This window comes from Siphonobacter sp. SORGH_AS_0500 (assembly GCF_031453245.1).
Classification (GTDB): domain Bacteria; phylum Bacteroidota; class Bacteroidia; order Cytophagales; family Spirosomataceae; genus Siphonobacter.
On record NZ_JAVIYT010000001.1, the window covers coordinates 4286508 to 4302838 of the forward strand.

The 16331-nt window shown below is 46.6% G+C and carries 17 protein-coding genes; 8 read left to right on the forward strand and 9 right to left on the reverse strand.

Going from position 1 to position 16331, the window contains the following annotated elements:
* Window positions 1-31: 31 nt before the first annotated feature.
* Window positions 32-1213 carry a M20 family metallopeptidase gene (locus QE357_RS18130; RefSeq protein WP_106637740.1) on the reverse strand — a complete coding sequence of 394 codons (1182 nt, stop codon included), beginning with the start codon at window positions 1211-1213 and terminating at the stop codon, window positions 32-34.
* Window positions 1210-1548: a hypothetical protein gene (locus QE357_RS18135; protein WP_307141264.1), complete on the reverse strand. Its 339-nt coding sequence runs from the start codon at window positions 1546-1548 to the stop codon at window positions 1210-1212. Before QE357_RS18135 ends, QE357_RS18130 begins: the two co-directional genes overlap by 4 nt.
* Window positions 1549-1799: 251 nt before the next feature.
* Between QE357_RS18135 and QE357_RS18140 the strand changes: the two genes are divergently transcribed.
* Window positions 1800-2345, forward strand: a complete 546-nt coding sequence (locus tag QE357_RS18140; RefSeq protein WP_309710428.1) for an RNA polymerase sigma factor — start codon at window positions 1800-1802, stop codon at window positions 2343-2345.
* 18 nt (window positions 2346-2363) lie between these two features.
* Entirely contained in the window at window positions 2364-3875 is a 1512-nt protein-coding gene (locus QE357_RS18145; RefSeq protein WP_309710432.1) for an outer membrane beta-barrel protein, read from the forward strand.
* Window positions 3876-3881: 6 nt separating this feature from the next.
* Here the strand turns inward: QE357_RS18145 and QE357_RS18150 are convergent, their stop codons facing one another.
* The 4 genes from QE357_RS18150 to QE357_RS18165 form a co-directional block, all read right to left on the reverse strand.
* A complete protein-coding gene (locus QE357_RS18150; RefSeq protein WP_309710434.1) occupies window positions 3882-4283 on the reverse strand; it encodes a type II toxin-antitoxin system VapC family toxin in 402 nt (133 codons plus the stop codon).
* Entirely contained in the window at window positions 4280-4510 is a 231-nt protein-coding gene (locus tag QE357_RS18155) for a type II toxin-antitoxin system Phd/YefM family antitoxin (RefSeq protein ID WP_307141268.1), read from the reverse strand. Before QE357_RS18155 ends, QE357_RS18150 begins: the two co-directional genes overlap by 4 nt.
* 91 nt (window positions 4511-4601) lie before the next feature.
* Window positions 4602-5420, reverse strand: coding sequence for an oxidoreductase (locus QE357_RS18160; RefSeq protein ID WP_309710436.1), 819 nt, complete (start codon window positions 5418-5420; stop codon window positions 4602-4604).
* A 72-nt stretch (window positions 5421-5492) separates the two neighbouring features.
* Entirely contained in the window at window positions 5493-6413 is a 921-nt protein-coding gene (locus QE357_RS18165) for a TIGR01777 family oxidoreductase (protein WP_309710438.1), read from the reverse strand.
* 95 nt (window positions 6414-6508) lie between these two features.
* Here QE357_RS18165 and QE357_RS18170 point away from each other — a divergent pair, with 95 nt between their 5' ends.
* Complete coding sequence (locus QE357_RS18170; protein WP_309710440.1) at window positions 6509-7393, forward strand: glycerophosphodiester phosphodiesterase family protein; 885 nt, start codon at window positions 6509-6511, stop codon at window positions 7391-7393.
* Here QE357_RS18170 and QE357_RS18175 read toward each other — a convergent pair.
* The gene (locus QE357_RS18175; RefSeq protein ID WP_309710442.1) at window positions 7362-8282 is read right to left on the reverse strand and encodes a bestrophin family ion channel; all 921 of its coding nucleotides are present in this window, start codon (window positions 8280-8282) and stop codon (window positions 7362-7364) included. The genes QE357_RS18170 and QE357_RS18175 overlap by 32 nt on opposite strands.
* A gap of 320 nt (window positions 8283-8602) precedes the next feature.
* Between QE357_RS18175 and QE357_RS18180 the strand changes: the two genes are divergently transcribed.
* On the forward strand, window positions 8603-10078 hold the full coding sequence (locus QE357_RS18180) for a family 43 glycosylhydrolase (protein WP_309710445.1): 1476 nt from the start codon (window positions 8603-8605) through the stop codon (window positions 10076-10078).
* 144 nt (window positions 10079-10222) lie between these two features.
* On the opposite strand, the gene QE357_RS18185 is transcribed toward QE357_RS18180, so the two are convergent.
* Window positions 10223-10684 carry a hypothetical protein gene (locus tag QE357_RS18185; RefSeq protein WP_309710447.1) on the reverse strand — a complete coding sequence of 154 codons (462 nt, stop codon included), beginning with the start codon at window positions 10682-10684 and terminating at the stop codon, window positions 10223-10225.
* Between the two features lie 123 nt (window positions 10685-10807).
* Here QE357_RS18185 and arr point away from each other — a divergent pair, with 123 nt between their 5' ends.
* From arr to QE357_RS18205, 4 genes are all read left to right on the forward strand, one after another.
* Window positions 10808-11224 (forward strand): NAD(+)--rifampin ADP-ribosyltransferase, encoded by a 417-nt coding sequence (gene arr / locus QE357_RS18190; protein WP_309710449.1) that lies wholly within the window; start codon window positions 10808-10810, stop codon window positions 11222-11224.
* Window positions 11225-11314: 90 nt separating this feature from the next.
* Window positions 11315-13009 carry a GMC family oxidoreductase gene (locus QE357_RS18195; protein ID WP_309710451.1) on the forward strand — a complete coding sequence of 565 codons (1695 nt, stop codon included), beginning with the start codon at window positions 11315-11317 and terminating at the stop codon, window positions 13007-13009.
* 129 nt (window positions 13010-13138) lie between these two features.
* Window positions 13139-13843 (forward strand): hypothetical protein, encoded by a 705-nt coding sequence (locus tag QE357_RS18200; protein ID WP_309710453.1) that lies wholly within the window; start codon window positions 13139-13141, stop codon window positions 13841-13843.
* A 61-nt stretch (window positions 13844-13904) separates the two neighbouring features.
* The gene (locus QE357_RS18205) at window positions 13905-14699 is read left to right on the forward strand and encodes a DUF2625 domain-containing protein (protein WP_309710456.1); all 795 of its coding nucleotides are present in this window, start codon (window positions 13905-13907) and stop codon (window positions 14697-14699) included.
* A 95-nt stretch (window positions 14700-14794) separates the two neighbouring features.
* Here QE357_RS18205 and QE357_RS18210 read toward each other — a convergent pair whose 3' ends face one another.
* Complete coding sequence (locus tag QE357_RS18210; RefSeq protein WP_309711410.1) at window positions 14795-16330, reverse strand: beta-L-arabinofuranosidase domain-containing protein; 1536 nt, start codon at window positions 16328-16330, stop codon at window positions 14795-14797.
* Between the last annotated feature and the right edge of the window lies 1 nt (window position 16331).

Consider the following 16331-nt stretch of genomic DNA (forward strand, 5'->3'; position numbering starts at 1 on the left):
AACAACTAACAACCCATAACTATCAACTATTCTACACGGCGAGTTCCTGAAGAGCCAGCCAGCTCATCAAACCTGCTCCGATTTCCAGCGAATGTTCATCTACATCGAACGTAGGCGTATGCACTCCTGATACGATGCCACGTTCTTCGTTACGCGTACCCAGACGATAGAAACAGGAATCGGTTACCTGGGAATAAAACGCGAAGTCTTCACCTGCCATCCAGATGTCCAGATCGACGATGTTTTCTTCGCCCATGTATTCGCTGGCCTCCGCCCGCAAACGGCGGGTTAATTCGGGATGATTTTCCAGATAAGGATACCCCCGAACGATTCGCACTTCGCATTCCGCCCCCATGCTTTCGCAGAGGCCTTCGGCTAACTTCTGAATTCGACGCAAGCCTTCTTCCCGCCAGATTTCATTCATGCAACGGAACGTTCCGTCAATCTTGACTTCGTTAGGAATAACGTTTGTGGCACCGTTCGCAATGACCCGGCCAAAGGATAACACCGAAGGTGAATTCTGGGGACGATTCCGGGAAACGATCTGCTGCAAAGCGACTATCAGATGCGAAGCTACCAGCACGGGGTCCACGCCCAATTCGGGAGCGGCTCCGTGCCCACCTTTTCCTTTAACCGTCAGGTAAATCTCATCCGTTGAAGCCATGTACATGCCTTCCCGAAAACCGATTTTACCCACAGGAATTTGCGGAGCAACGTGCTGCCCAATCATTCCCTGAGGAGTAGGATTTTCCAGCACGCCTTCCCGAATCATCATCGAAGCTCCACCGGGAGCCAGCTCTTCACCGGGTTGAAAAACCAGCTTAACCGTTCCTTCAAACTCGTCTTTCAGCTCGGTCAGAATACGGGCTACCCCCAGCAACGAAGCCGTATGTACGTCATGACCGCAGGCGTGCATCACGCCGGGATTAGTGCTTTTATACGACACATCATTGGCTTCCAGAATGGGCAGAGCATCCATATCCGCCCGTAGAGCTACTACTTTTTTGGATGGGTTTTTACCTTCCAGCAAAGCCACCAGACCAGTATTCGCCATGGCCTGCGGAGCCAAGCCCAAGGTTTGTAACTGTTCGGCTACAAACTTCTGGGTTTCGTATTCCTGAAAAGACAATTCTGGATTTGTGTGCAAATGCCGACGATTAGCTACAAATTCAGCAGCGTATTTTCCGGCTAATTGTTTTATTTTCTCTTTCATTCCTGCATCAAAAGTTGTTGCACTTCTTCTTTCAGAAGTGGTAAATCATTTTGCAAAACCCACGTAATATCATCGAGCGTTATACGTCCATCATCCGTTTCAATGCCCCTGGCTACTTCCACCACGCGTTGATTCATGCGTAAGAAAGAGCTATTCATTCGATTTAATTCAGAAACTACCGCTCCTATAATTTTCAATTCTTCCCCTACAGCCTGAACCAGGAGTGCATTATCTTCCATTTCTGTGAAACTGAAAGTTGTCCCTAATACGGCCTCAATTTCATGGATAGCTAACTGAACTTCCGTCAGAAGCTTTTTCTCATAGTCATTCATCATTCGCACTGATAGCAGGATTCTTCTGCTTTAGACGGTCAACACGGTTTTTACTAGATCAGGTTTAACATGAACTTCCGTCCGCTCCAGAGCGACAGGTGAGTTTTGACTTGATACAACTGATTTAATTCCACAAAAATAGAATGAATACCTGCGATACACGTTTTATAAAATAATTTAATACGCCTTCCAACCCTTTTTCAACCCTTCGTGTCCTGTTTTCGGAGGAACAAGACATGGCTTAACCTTTACAAATGACTTTTGATGAACAAGAACTGGTAACTGGCTGCCGCCGAAAGGATCGCGTCTCGCAGCGTCGTTTATACGACGCGTTCGCTGGGCGGATGTTGGTGGTATGCCTACGGTACGTCAAAAGTCGGGATGAAGCCGAGGACGTATTGCAGGAATCGTTTATTAAAATATTCGAAAAGATAGACAGTTTCCGGTTTGAGTCTCCCTTAGCAGCCTGGATTAAACGCATTGTCGTTAATACCGCTCTGAATTATTTAAGGGATAATCGCCGCTATCATTTTGCCGAAGAACTGGAAAACGTGCAAGAGGAAGTGGCCACCACCATGACCGATGACCTGCAATGGAAAGACCTTTTATTACTAGTACAAGAGTTACCGCCGGGCTGCCGAACAGTCTTCAACCTTTATGCCATTGAAGGGTATCAACACCAGGAAATCGCCACTTTACTGGATATTTCAGAAGGTACCTCAAAATCACAATACAGCAGAGCTAAAACTCTGATGCAAAAGATGTTACTAAACCACCGCATCGCTGAAAACAGACATTAACATGAATTTTTCCTGGACATGAGCCAGCAAGAACCTAACGATTTTGAAGAACGCTGGCGTAAGGCGTTCGAAGAAGCTTCCGAATCTCCTTCGGACGAGCTTTGGGATCGCCTTGAGCAGAAACTTCCGCCCGAGCAACCCATGGGCCTGCCCTTATTCTGGATAGGCACGGTGCTTCTTTTCTTAGTAGGCAGTTTGGGCTGGTGGTATTTTTCCCAGTCCAATAACACTCCTATGACCAAAAATCGCCCGGTACTGGCTCAGTCTGCCCACGGAAAAGTAACTAGTGAATCTCCGAAGGTCCCTGCTCGGGCAACTACGGAACCAGCTACCCGTATGCATTCTTCTTCCGCTACATTGAAAGTAGAGGAGCCTTTCCTATCTTCTGGATCAGAGTCTAAAAAGGCGGGATGGGCAGGTAATGAAAACCAGACTGACCAGCGAGTTACCCGTAAGAAAACCAATTTAGTAATCCCTAATTCAACCCAAGAGCGGTCGGAAAAGGCGATAACTCGTCCCTATTCTCAACCTTCAACCGTACCCACTTTTTCTATCCAACCTACTGCCTCAACTACCCCTGCTAAATCGCAACCTTTAACACTTCAGAAACAGGAAACGATTACTTTACAGGATGCTCAAGGTAAGTCCTGGACTTTATATACGGTTGACAGGAAGTTAACCTCACCAGCCCTAGCGACGGCTCCTGCCCTTCTCGTAAAGCCCAAGTCAAACTTACCACTATCGAAGCACTGGATTGCTTTCCATGCTTCCTGGGCTAATTTCGACCCCGCCGTTTCTACTAGTGGTCAATATACGTCTGCCTTTTATTCCTACGCTCCTGCCTATAGTGGACTATCCCTGGCGACGGCCCAACCTCAGACGAATACGTATCGTAACAGCTCGCATATTTCATATTTGCTTGAGCTTACGGGAGGGACCCGCCTTTCCCGGCACTGGTACCTGGAAACTGGTGCTCAATACCTGAAAGGCCATTCCATTATGAATAACAATATTATTTTGACTGGTAGCAATTACCGGAATACGTTATATAACCAGTTACTATCAACCCAGAAGAACTCTCGAACCAACCAATTGAATTTTCCGTCTCCCAGCAATCCAACAAACGACCTCAATTCAGTATCCGTTGGTGGTACCAATCAATTCCGGTATTCGTTTGATTTCCTGTCTGTTCCGGTGAGTATTGGTTACAATTTCCGCCCAGAAAAGCGTCTGAATTACTTTGCTACGGCGGGATTAACGCTGGATTTCTTCCTGAAGAACGTCCTGGTTGATAATAGCTATGAAGATATTCCGCCGGCTGAATATGGGCCGAAAGATGGGGTTTATCGCAACATCAATACAAGTACGCAGGCCGCCATCGGAGCCAACTACCGGATTTTCAAGAAAACTTCGCTTAACCTGAAAGCTTTCGCCCGGAAAAGCCTGATGGGCGGGATCAGGGAGGGCGATTACATGCAAATCCGGCCCATGACGGTAGGCGTTGGTCTCGGGATCAGAAGAGACTTATAAGCTTAACTACCAATATACCTTCAACCCTTCAGAAACATATTTCTTCATATCTTCATCCTGGCTGATGAGGATATGATTATTAGAAAGACATTGCCAAACCAGCATCCGATCGAAAGGATCTTTGTGATGCGTGGCGGTGAGTAAATGGTAGGTGGAAGCTTCCTCGGCGGAAAGCTCTACGATGTCAAACCGCATATCCCGGCAAGCCTGATGAAAGTCCTGCGGCACGAGGGTTTCCAGCTCCAGCTTTCCCAGAGCGTATTTGATGGAAATTTCCCAGAAAGAAATAGCACTCACACCAACCGAACTCAACGGGTCTTCCAGAACGGTTCTGACTTTTCTGGATAACTTTTCAGGCTCGGTTAAAGCCCAGATGAGTGCGTGTGTATCCAACAGGTAACTAATCATCCCAACAATTCCTCGTCCGACATTTGGTAAGCATCCTTGAAAACCACTTTTCCCTTTCCCTGAAGAATACCCAGCGTACGAGGTTTCATATCTTCTTTTCGGGGCACCAGAAAAGCTTTAATCTCCCGCTTTTTTCCGAAAGTAATGGCGATTCGCTCGCCTGCTTCTACTTCCTTTAATACTTCCGAAAAATGGGCTTTTACTTCACCAACAGTCATCGTTTTCATACCTTCCAGTTAAGTATATAAACAAAGATACATTTTCGAGACAAGTTGTCAAGAAAATGTATCCATAAAAATACTACTCATCATCAGTACCTTAGTCATCAAAATCCGCTGATCGGCTTAACTCTTCCCAGGCTTTGATGTGTTTCAGTTCGGTTTCGAGCTTTTGAGTATAGCGATCAACGGCCCAGTTGCCCAGTAGTAATCGCAACGGAGGCTCATCCCTTTCAACCAGACCAATCAAAATTCCGGCGGCTTTTACGGGATCTCCTAGCTGATTCCCATTCGTTTTATCAAAGTAATTACGAATTTTCCCCGCCGTTTCTGCGTACGCTGGAATCGGGTCAGCCAGTTTGATGGATGATCCGGCGAATTCCGTACGGAAAGGGCCAGGTTCCACGATGGTTACCTTGATACCGAAAGGTCTTACCTCTTGTTGTAAAGCTTCAAACATGCCTTCCAGAGCAAATTTAGAGCCATTGTAATAGGCAAAGCCAGGGGTTGAAACTAAGCCTGCAATGGACGAAAGTACCTGAATATAACCACTTTTCTGCTCACGCATCAGGGGCAGGATGGCCTTTGTTACTTGAATGGTTCCGAACACGTTTGTCTCAAACTGAGCCCGAATTTGCTCGTCGCTAGCTTCTTCCAGTCCTCCTCCCAAGCCGTACCCGGCATTGTTGATCAGCACATCAATCCGCTCAAAACGGCTGATGGCTTCCTTCACTGCGGATTCCACGGCAGATTGATCCGTAATATCCAGGGAAAGCTTAAGTAACTGCTTTTCAGAATCCAGATCCTGAAGACTATCCAGATTGCGGGCGGTGGCTACCACCTGCTCGCCTTTCTCAAGTAATTGTCGGGCCAGTTCTTTTCCAAAGCCGGAAGAACAACCCGTAATAAACCAAACCATCGTTTCAGAAGATTAGCGTTTGAGATTCCCTGCATTACGGTTGTAGCCGCAGCCTACAAGTACCTGCTCAAACTAAGTCAAAATAGCTTTTAGGGCTGGCTCTAATTCCGGGTATTCATACTCAAAATCCGTCTCCAGCCGAATGCGTTGATTCAAAATATAATTCCCGCCTAAAACGGCAATCGACATTTCCCCAAATAAGGCCTTTAATACCCAGGCCGGTACATTCGGAGCCCAGTAAGGTTTATGTAAAACAGCCGCCGTTTTTTTCACCAACTCTTCATTCGTTACCGGATTGGGAGCAACGGCATTATAAGCCCCCGTCCACGAAGCATTTTCCAGGGCTTCGATGTACATCCGGCAAAGATCATCGGTATGAATCCAACTGATGAACTGCTCACCACTACCGAGCGGTGAACCGAGGTTCAATCGTACCGGAATCAGAAAGCTTTTCAAGGCTCCGCCTTTGGTATCCAGCACAATGCCCGTGCGTAGTTTTACGGTACGAATGCCCAGAGCCTGTAGTTGGTCAGCCGCCGCTTCCCATTTGATTACTACATCAGCAAGAAAATCAACGCCGGGAGTGTGTTGCTCCGAAATCCGTTCTGCTCCGGTGTCTGCTCCGTAGTAACTAATGCCCGAAGCCGAGACAAACGATTCAAAGCGATGTCCTGAATCTTTTAATTTTCGGGTAATAAGCTCCATAGTCTGCACCCGGCTGTCAATGATCTCCCGTTTGCGTTCTTCCGTCCAGCGACCTTCAGCAATGCCCGCTCCGGCCAGATGAATCAGGTACTGGCTATCGAGCAAAGCCTGCTCGTCCAGCATATTCTTACGCACATCCCAGCGGTATTGCCTGACTTTGGGATCAATCTTTGCTTCGCTCTTGCTGCCACGCGTCAGGTAAGCGACGCTATACCCGCGTTCGAAAAGCAATTGCGTTAGTCGGGTTCCGATTAATCCTGTTCCACCCGTTAGTAATACCTGTTTCATCGTAGATAGAAGGAGCGTTAGTTAATTCATGGATGGAAGTAAAACTAAGGAATTGAAAAAGAATACCGTCTTTTGCTAAAATTTCTTCTCAGATCATGATTCGCTTTCTTTTTCTGACCTGTATACTCCTGACGGGTCACCCTGATTTCCAGCCTATCTGCCGTAAAAAAAACGAGCCGCTTCAACAGTACTTTAAGTGGGAAAAGAATAAAAAGCTCATCATGGCTCACCGAACGACCCCGGTTTCAGGGTATTCGGAGAATACGCTGGCGGCTCTGCAACACGCCTATCAACTATCGCCGTGTGCTACCCAGGAAATTGATGTACGCATGAGTAAAGACAGCGTGCTTGTGCTTCTGCACGATGCTTCCCTGGAGCGAACTACGACGGGAAAAGGAAATCTGAATGAGTTCACGTATCAGGAATTACGAAAACTGGAATTGAAAGACGAACGCGGTCGGGTATTAAAAGGCCAGCGAATTCCTAAGCTGGACGAATTACTGACTTTCGCTAAGCATAAAATAGTTCTTTTTCTGGACATGAAACCCGGCACGGATCCGAAACGATTGATGCAGACGCTGGTCAAACACCGGATGGTTACCGATGTCGTTGTTATTTGTTATACCGTGGCCGAAGCTCAGAAGCTTCATCGGCAATACCCCTCCTTAATGATTGCTCTGGGTTTCAATGATGCAAAAGCGATTGATGCCATCACTACATCCGGCATTCCTTACGAAAACCTTGTGGCCTTAACTCCTTCGCAAGTTCAGCCGGCAGCCTTTTATGACCGCATTCACCAAATGGGAATCATGACTTCCTGGGGAGCTAATAATACCGTGGATCACCTGCCTTTTGCTGAAGCAAAAGCTCAGTATCAGGACGCTCTTCTTACCGGAGCCGACATTATCTGCACGGATAGTCTTCAACGGGTACAGTCGCTTTTTGTCACTAATCCACAATCAACTTCGAGGAAAAACTAGTATTGACCGGAAGGATTATCCCAATGGTTTCCAATACACTGGCTTCGATGATTTGGCACATCGCGTTGAGGGGCAAGTCATTGGGTTCGGTGCCGAAGGGTTCTTCGATTTCACTGCCGATGGCATCCACCGCGATGAAGGTATAACCGATAAAAACCACAATAACGGGCGTCATCCAGCCCAGCGAATCAACCAGGCCAAAGGGTAATAATAAGCCATAGATGTAAACCGTACGGTGCAGTAATACATTGTACGTATAAGGGATGGGTGTGTTGACGAGACGTTCGCAGCCCGTTACAATGGCCGAAAGCTGATTAAGCGTATGGTCAATGGTGGTCAGGGTAATTGAATCCAGCTTTCCGGCTAGCCGTTGTTCTTGAAGCCAGAAGCCCATTTCCCGTAATAGAAAAATAGGTTTGAAGCGAGCCTGCATCACCTGCGTTACTAAAGATTCGGGTAAGTTCCGCTCCAAATCAGGTCGTGGGTCTGTGGACCGTAACTGGTGTTTCAGGGCATAGACAAACGCAATTTGCAAGTGAATAAAAGCCGAAAGTTCGTTGGACTGCATAGGTAACCCCGTCAGCGTGGTCACCTGCCGGGCCAGCGAGCGATTCTCCCGCACTAAGGCCCCCCAGAGTTTTCTACCCTCCCAGAAACGGTCGTAACTGGCACTATTTCTAAAACCGAGGAAGATAGCAACCGCCACGCCAATCAAAGAAAAAGGAGTTGGGTTGAGGGCGATCTTATAGTCAAAAATTTCTCCCCGCAAGTACACAATGACGCAGCAGAAAAGAAAGAGACCGATCAGCCTGGGATAGATTTTTTCAATAATAGAACCTTTCCAGACAAACAATAATCGAAACCAACTGTATTTAGGAGGTACAACCATGGCAGAGGCAGAATTTGTCCCCGCAAAGTAACTGGGCTTGTTTTATCTTGAATAATGTTTTTTCAAATAGCAGGCAAAGGATGTAGCATTACCTGGAAATTGGACCTTCCCGGTTGCTTTGCTTGCGAGGATAACGACAGGTAGGATTGGTAGGAACGAGAGGGAATGTTGCAGCAAAGGTCTCCTTCAACGGTTCTTTCGAACGAACTCACGGTCTTCCTATTTTACTTTTAAGTATCATTATTGGACAGTCACTACTAGTTTTACCATTATTTTTTGCCGGATGGGCTATGCCTAGTTCATCCGTTTATGCTAAACCTATGAAATCCTTACTCATTGCCTCGTTACTGACGCTTTCAGTAACTGCTTTTGCTCAGCAGCAAGCCGTTCTTCCGGGCGATCATGCCGATCCTTCCGTTACCAAAATTGGAGATACCTACTGGGCTTCGGCTACTTCTTCTAACTGGGCTCCAGAATTTCCGCTGTTAAAATCCAAAGACTTAATTCACTGGCAAACGGCAGGTTATATTTTCAACAAGCTTCCCGACTGGGCGGATTATTACTTCTGGGCACCCGAAATTTCCTATGAAAAAGGTAAAGTGTATGCCTATTATACCGCTCATAAAAAAGGTGGAAACCTGTGCGTAGGTGTAGCCAGTGCTGATAAGCCCGAAGGTCCCTGGAAGGATCACGGGCCGTTGGTATGCCAGTCAGATGGCTCTATTGACGCCTTTCCGATGCGGGATGAAAACGGTAAACTACATCTGATCTGGAAGGAAGACGGCAACAGTATTCGTCAGCCAACACCCATCTGGATTCAGGAAATGAACGAAGAGCGGACGGCTCTGCTAGGCGAGAAAAAGGAATTATTCCGCAACGATCAACCCTGGGAATCCAACCTGGTGGAAGGCGTATCGATGATGCGGCACGGTGGATATATCTATGCTTTTTACGCGGCAGCAGGCTGTTGCGGAGAAGGTTGCACTTACGTTTCGGGCGTGGCCCGGGCCAAAAATCTATTAGGCCCCTGGGAGAAGTTTTCGGGAAACCCTATTCTGATTTCGGATGAAAACTGGAAATGTCCCGGTCATGGTACACCCATTGTAAAAGACGGAAAGTATTACTTCCTCTACCATGCCTACAGCACGAAAAGTACTGCTTATTCAGGTCGTCAGGGAGTCTTGCGGGAATTCGAATTTACACCTGATGGCTGGGTAGCATTCAAAACTCCCCTTGCCACGCCCAATCAGGTACCTACATTGGTGAAAGATGATTTTTCCAGCTTTTCCAATCAATGGAACTGGTCGGTCTTTCATCGCCCCGAGTATCAGGTCAAGGCAGGAAAACTTCAGTTAAAAGCTATTCCTGAACAGGCTGGCGTTTACCTGGCCCGTAAAACGTACACGGGCAACTATACCGCTCAGGTACAGGTGGAAGTGCCCACAAAAGAGGGGTTAAGTAGTGGTTTGAGTTTAATCGGAGATGATGAGAATGTGGTGGGGATTTCTGTTCGAAAAGGTGAAATGCTCGTTTGGAAACGTGAAAAAGGAAAAGATAAAGTCCTCCAAACGCTTCCGATAACGAGTGCTAAAACGGTAGTCTTGCAAGCTGAGGTAAAGAATAGCAAAGACATTACCTTCAAATACCTCATCAACGAAAAAAACACCCAGGTATTCGATTCCGTCGATGGAGCGTTTTTGCCGCCCTGGGACCGGGCCGTTCGGGTTGGGGTAATTGCCAAGGGTGAAGGAACGGCTGTATTTGATAATTTTCAGTTGAAGACGGTGAAGGAATAGATTTGGGTTGGGGGCACGTCTGCGACGTGCCTCTCTTAAATCCGCGTTGCAAACGCGGGGTAACGCAGGGTTCGGACATGAAGCACAAAGCTACAAGTTTACACGTCACCCGAATAACGCAAAAGCTTTGATAGTATCAGTAACTTATCCATCAATTAACATTTCTTTTGCGTCAAAGTCCGACATTGTTAATGTAAAAGTATGATTTCTGTCGTGGTCAGATTCAAAAGCAATTTCCCAAACTATCGGTTTGTCTTCACATCTTGGAAGTCGCAGGTAAACGGGTTCAAACTCGTTATTAAAGTCATTGATTTTAAAACCCTCTTTCCGATTCCCAAATTCATCTTCAATTAAAGGTGAAATTGCTTTCGCAATTATGGAATAATTGGCCTCAATACTTTTGAAAAAGTCAATTTGTTTTTGTGTCGGACCCGACACTTCTCCGTCTATTCCGATTTCTATTATTTTGTTGGAAGGATTAAAATGTCGCTTACATTCAAAATAACTATTTAATGCGTCTTTTTTATCCTCAAGAAATAACATTGTTCCAAAGAATTCATTTTCAATTTTTGTCGATTTTCCGAATATAAAGTCTAAAAGTCCCACTGTTTTGTCCCAGTTTTATTATTAATGCTAATGTACGGGGCTTTGCAAAGAAGAAGGGGAATTAAAACACAAATGTTCAATTTAGCACTTTAGCCCTCGTTAAAAGTCACCCATCCGAATCACATGAGCCTAAACACCGAATCCACAACCAAGTCCTATTACCACGGCACCAAAGCCGATCTGAAAACCGGAGACTTGATTCAACCGGGTTTTCACTCTAACTACGGAAAGAGAAACAAAGCCAAGTTCATCTATTTAACCGCTACGCTGGATGCCGCCATCTGGGGAGCCGAACTGGCTGCTGGCGACGGACGTGAGCGAATATACATCGTTGAACCCACCGGCCCCATCGAAGACGACCCCAACTTAACTGATAAGAAATTTCCAGGAAACCCTACCCAATCGTACCGCTCGCAACATGCCTTCCGGGTGGTGGGTGAAATAACCACCTGGCAAGGCCACTCTCCCGAACAACTTCAGACCATGAAGGATCATTTGGAACGGCTGAAGCAACTGGGTATTGAAGCAATCGAAGATTAAACCCTTTCGATAAATAGCTATTCTTTATCTTATTAAATTTCAATAATAAATAAGTATGTTTATATGAACACTTATTAGCATACGTATTTAGTGAAAGAAGAAGCTACATTCGACGCCATCGTTGTTGGCTCTGGTATCAGCGGTGGCTGGGCAGCCAAGGAGCTGTGTGACAAAGGATTAAAAACGCTGGTCCTGGAACGGGGTCGTTCCGTGGAACATCTCAAAGATTACCCAACGGCTCATTTGCATCCCTGGCAGATTCCGCATCGGGGTCGGATGAGTAAGGCCTTTCTTGAAGAAAATCCGCTTATTAGTAAAGCCGCCGGATTTGGTTCGGATAATGCTCATTTCTTCATCCGCGATCAGGATCATCCCTATATTCAGGAAAAGCCTTTTGACTGGATTCGCGGGTATCAGGTTGGTGGAAAATCCCTGACCTGGGGAAGGGCCTGTCAACGCTGGAGTGATTTTGAATTTACTGCTCCCCAACGTTTTGGCTACGGTATTGACTGGCCCATTCGGTACAAAGACATAGCTCCCTGGTACACCCATGTCGAAAATTTTATTGGCGTTTGCGGCAATGCCGATGGCATCGAAGCCATGCCTGATGGTGAGTTTTTGCCGCCTTTTCAGCTGAATTGCGTAGAAGCCGCTCTTCAGCAATCCATCAAAAAAAATTATCCTAATCGGCATCTGGTGCAGGCCCGCTGGGCTCACCTGACCAAGCCTAAAGAAATTCATCGGCAACAGGGACGGGGGCAATGTCAGGCCCGTAACCTGTGCATGCGGGGGTGTCCTTTCGGTGGCTATTTCAGCTCGGTATCCTCTACCCTGCCCTGGGCCCAGAAAACGGGAAAACTTACCATTCGTCCGCATTCGGTAGTGCATTCGATTCTTTACGATTCCCAAACCCAAAAAGCTTCGGGCGTACGGATAATTGATGCCGAAACCCGGCAGACCATTGATTTTTCAGCCCGAATTATTTTTGTGAATGCTTCGGCGTTGAACAGTAATCTTATTCTGCTAAACTCCCGCTCTTCCCGCTTTCCCAATGGACTGGGTAATGACTCCGGCTTGTTAGGCAAATACGTTGCTTTTCATAATTACCGGGCTAGTCTACACGCAGAAATGCCAGGCTTCACGGATCGGTATTACTTTGGCCGAAATCCTACCGATGCTATCATTGCTAATTACCGAAATCTGCACACGCAGGATACCGATTACCTGGGTGGTTTCACCACCTTTCTGGGAGCGTATCGAAGTAAAGGAAAATTGGAAGCCCAAAGTTCTGGTTTTGGGGCGGAATTCAAGCGGGCCATGACCGAGCCCGGCCCCTGGCAGATTTACATGTACATGCAGGGTGAAACCATTCCGAAAGCCAGCAATCACGTACGGCTGAGTTCGGATCAGACGGATCCCTGGGGGATTCCACGGCTCATTACCTCGGTAGGTTATGACGAAAACGATGAGAAAATGACGCAGGATTTTCTGCGGGAAAGCGAGGCCATGCTGGAAAAAGCGGGTTGCACGAACATCGAAACCCATGATAACAAGCAGGCTCCCGGACTGGATATTCACGAAATGGGAGGTGTACGAATGGGCCGAGACCCGAAAACGTCGGTACTGAATGCTCATAACCAGATGCACACGGTGCCCAACGTATTTGTAACCGACGGAGCCTGCATGACCAGCACGGGAAACCAAAGTCCTTCGCTATTATACATGGCCCTAACGGCCCGAGCCGTTCACCATGCCGCTCAAGAATTGAAGGCTGGACATTTATAGGGCTGCGGTATTACCATTCTTCCATGATTACCAGCGTTGGAAGAATGGTTACTTGGGTGCATTCATGTGGTTACCTAATATTGCCTAACGACATGGACATCTACCATTCCACATCTGCAATTCTAACCTATGGAGGAAATTAAGCCTTACACTACCTTTGAAGAAGCCCTTCGTGATCTGGATAATGGCGGTCGCTTTTATAACCTGTTTACCCAAGCTGAAGACGATATCATTACTCAGGCCGAATTGTCTAAAGTATCTGGTGTGTTTTTCGCCAAACAGCAAATGATTTTATTTCTGGAAATGGCTCTTTCCAAACTTGATGAGACGGAAAAAGCCGAAGTTTTGTCGAAGTTGGACGAATCGCTCCAGAGTTGTTATCAGCAATACAAACCCCAACGTCTGGCCTCTTTAAGAACGGATGAAAAAGGTAAACTTACGTCCAGTACGATCATTACCGGCATTCCCAAACTACAGGAATCAAAATCCTATTTAAATGGCTTTATTATGATTCCCGTTGGAAAGTCGTTCACCATAGTACCCATTATGGATCTATATCAGGTGTACGAAATTGCCGAAGAAGGTTCTTCCTATCAGGTTATTATGGCCAATAGTAAAAGTAAAACCAAATTGTCGTTACCCGAAACCTCCCTAACGGTGGGTGGTGTCTGGAAAAAATTCACTTCTTCGTACGGTGAAAACAAACCCATAACCCAGGAACTTTCCCCGGACGTACCTCAGTCTTACGACTACATTACTAGCGTTTTTGAAAAGCTGGAGTCAGATCAGAAAACGACAAATTATTTGGAGATCAATTACTTCATAAGATCATGATCTATTTTTACTGTCTAAGATTTTACGATTAAAAGTATTGCTTCCCCTATCATCCAAACGAATGAGTAATAACGCTGTTGACCTCCGCCATTTTCAAAGCTTTTTGAGAAAAACAAGCACGGTTCTTGTTCTCACCCTATTAACCCTGATGGCATCTGCACAAAACAAAATGCGTCCGCTTGAACAGCTTATCAATGAAACCGACTCAGGATGGCCCCTCGTGCAGGAGTGGATCAGTAAGGCCAAAAACAAAGTACAAGTTCTCCCCTGTAATACAAACCGAGCAAAAGACGCTTTGTATAAAACACAAGTAACTACGCGTTCTCCAATGGGAGCGATTGTTTATGCCACAGGTGGGTTACTCATTGATCATGGGTGGATACGTGTTCTAGGGTCTGGCTGCTCTAAACTTAATCGTTCCCTTCCTGACTGGAACAAGGGAAAATCATTCAAGGAATTTGGCCAACGGCCTGGGGTTCTCCTGATAGCTGATGATGTTGCAGGAGGTTTTTTCGCGGTAAATGGAGGGGCTTTGGGAAGTGATGCTGGTAAAGTTTATTATTTATCCCCTGATCAGCTGGAATGGGTGCCCCTGGACCTCACCTATACCGATTTCTTGCATTTTTGCTTTAACGGCGACTTGGCTACGTTTTATAAAGACCTTCGCTGGAAAAACTGGAAGAGTGACGTGGAGAAACTGAACGGCGATACAGTTTTTAACTTTTATCCTTATCTATGGACAAAAGAGGGCCAGAATATTAACAAAGTGTCAAGAAAGCCTGTACCTATTGAAGAACAATATCTTCTGAATTTAGATCTTATAAAGCAGCTTCTTGAAAAAAAGAATGGCTCATAGTCTCAGAAGTAACTCCCCTGTTCGTCCGCGACTATTTCGCGGACGACTTCATCTTAACCTTTTCAGCAAGCTTCCCTAGCAGCTCGCAAAAAATATTAGAGTTTCTGGGGATTGAGTAATTGAGGCAACCAGACTCGAAATCTCGAACGTGCATCATTAGTATTTCCTGCCGACGCATAATCACACAGAATAACCGATACGGGGTTTCCCGGCCCTTCTTTGTATGATTCTGGCATAAACGATCCCTGAAACTGCATCCAGATTCCATCCGTGTTTTCCTTTACCAGATCGAGTTTCAGCGTACCTGTTTTGTCCATCATAGGGCTCAGTGTAGCATCAATCACTGGACCTGGTAAGCGGGCATCCCGTGCCAGCAGAATCGGGCCTCTTACAATTGCCACCTGTTGCGGTTCAATCCCCATCTGAATTACTTTTCCCTGAAGGTACAGATTCAGCGTGATCTCGTCTCCTGATTTCCAGGATTGTTTCAGGCGTTTGTATGTCCCTTTCTTACCCGAAACTTCCTGAGATTTTACCAACAATTGATACGAATCCGCCCATTCGGGGATCCGTACATCAACGGCAAAATCTTCTGCTTGGGGGATTTCTATTTTCCAATGGATGTCTCCAGAAACGGGATAACGAGTCTGGCATTTCACCGTGACAACCTGACCTTTCGGACTTTTGAAGGTATAACTTCCGGGTACGAAAAAATTCAACTGTACACCCTGCTGACTTTGCATAACTACCGTGGAAGGTAACGTAAAAAGTCCACGAGGGCCACTGGCCACGCAACAGTTTAGCCCCATACCACATTGCTCGGAACCTTCCAGTCGTTGGCCCATGAGCGGCGTATACTTGGCCCAGTCAGAGCCGTCAGGTTTCATCGATCCCAGCAATGCGTTGTAATACGTCTGTTCAATGGCATCAGCGTATTTGGCTTCCCCTGTCAACCTTAGCAATTGTTGGTTCAGCTTAATCCAGGTGGCCGTAACGCAGGTTTCCTGATAATGGTGAATGGCCATCGTCTGGTACTTTTTCCCGCCAAACCAGCACTCTACCGCAGACCCCGAGCCTGCCAGGTTAATTTCCGTATCATGGATATTCTGCCAAGTTTTTTCGACCGCTTCACGATACGAGGCTTTGCCCGTGACCCGGTACAGCTCCAACAGGCCTTCGTAACAGGACATCATTTCGTATGCTTTCTGACCCTGCTCCCAACCAAACCAATTTTGTGGTTTTGGAAAACGCTCAGATACGGGAACGCCCGCCCTGGCGATCAACTGTGGACCATCCGCCGACTCCCATTGGCGAACAATCTCTTCCGCAAACTGTAAGTATTTGGGTTCTTTGGTACGCGTATAAAGTAGCGTGATGGGCTCCAGTACGGAAGACGTGGCCATGCCCCGGTGATTCCCTTTTCGTACCAATAGAACGTTCTTCTCTTTTAATTGCTGAATCAGGTGGTCAGCCAACCGACGGGCAGCCGTCAGGCTTTTGGCATCCTGAGTAAGATCATAATACGCCAGCAAACCCAGCATACAATATTTTCTTCCCCAGATATCCCATTGCTCCAGTTGACTGGCCTCGCTGTAGTTTCCAATGTATCCGTCCGGGGTTTGCGTAGCGATA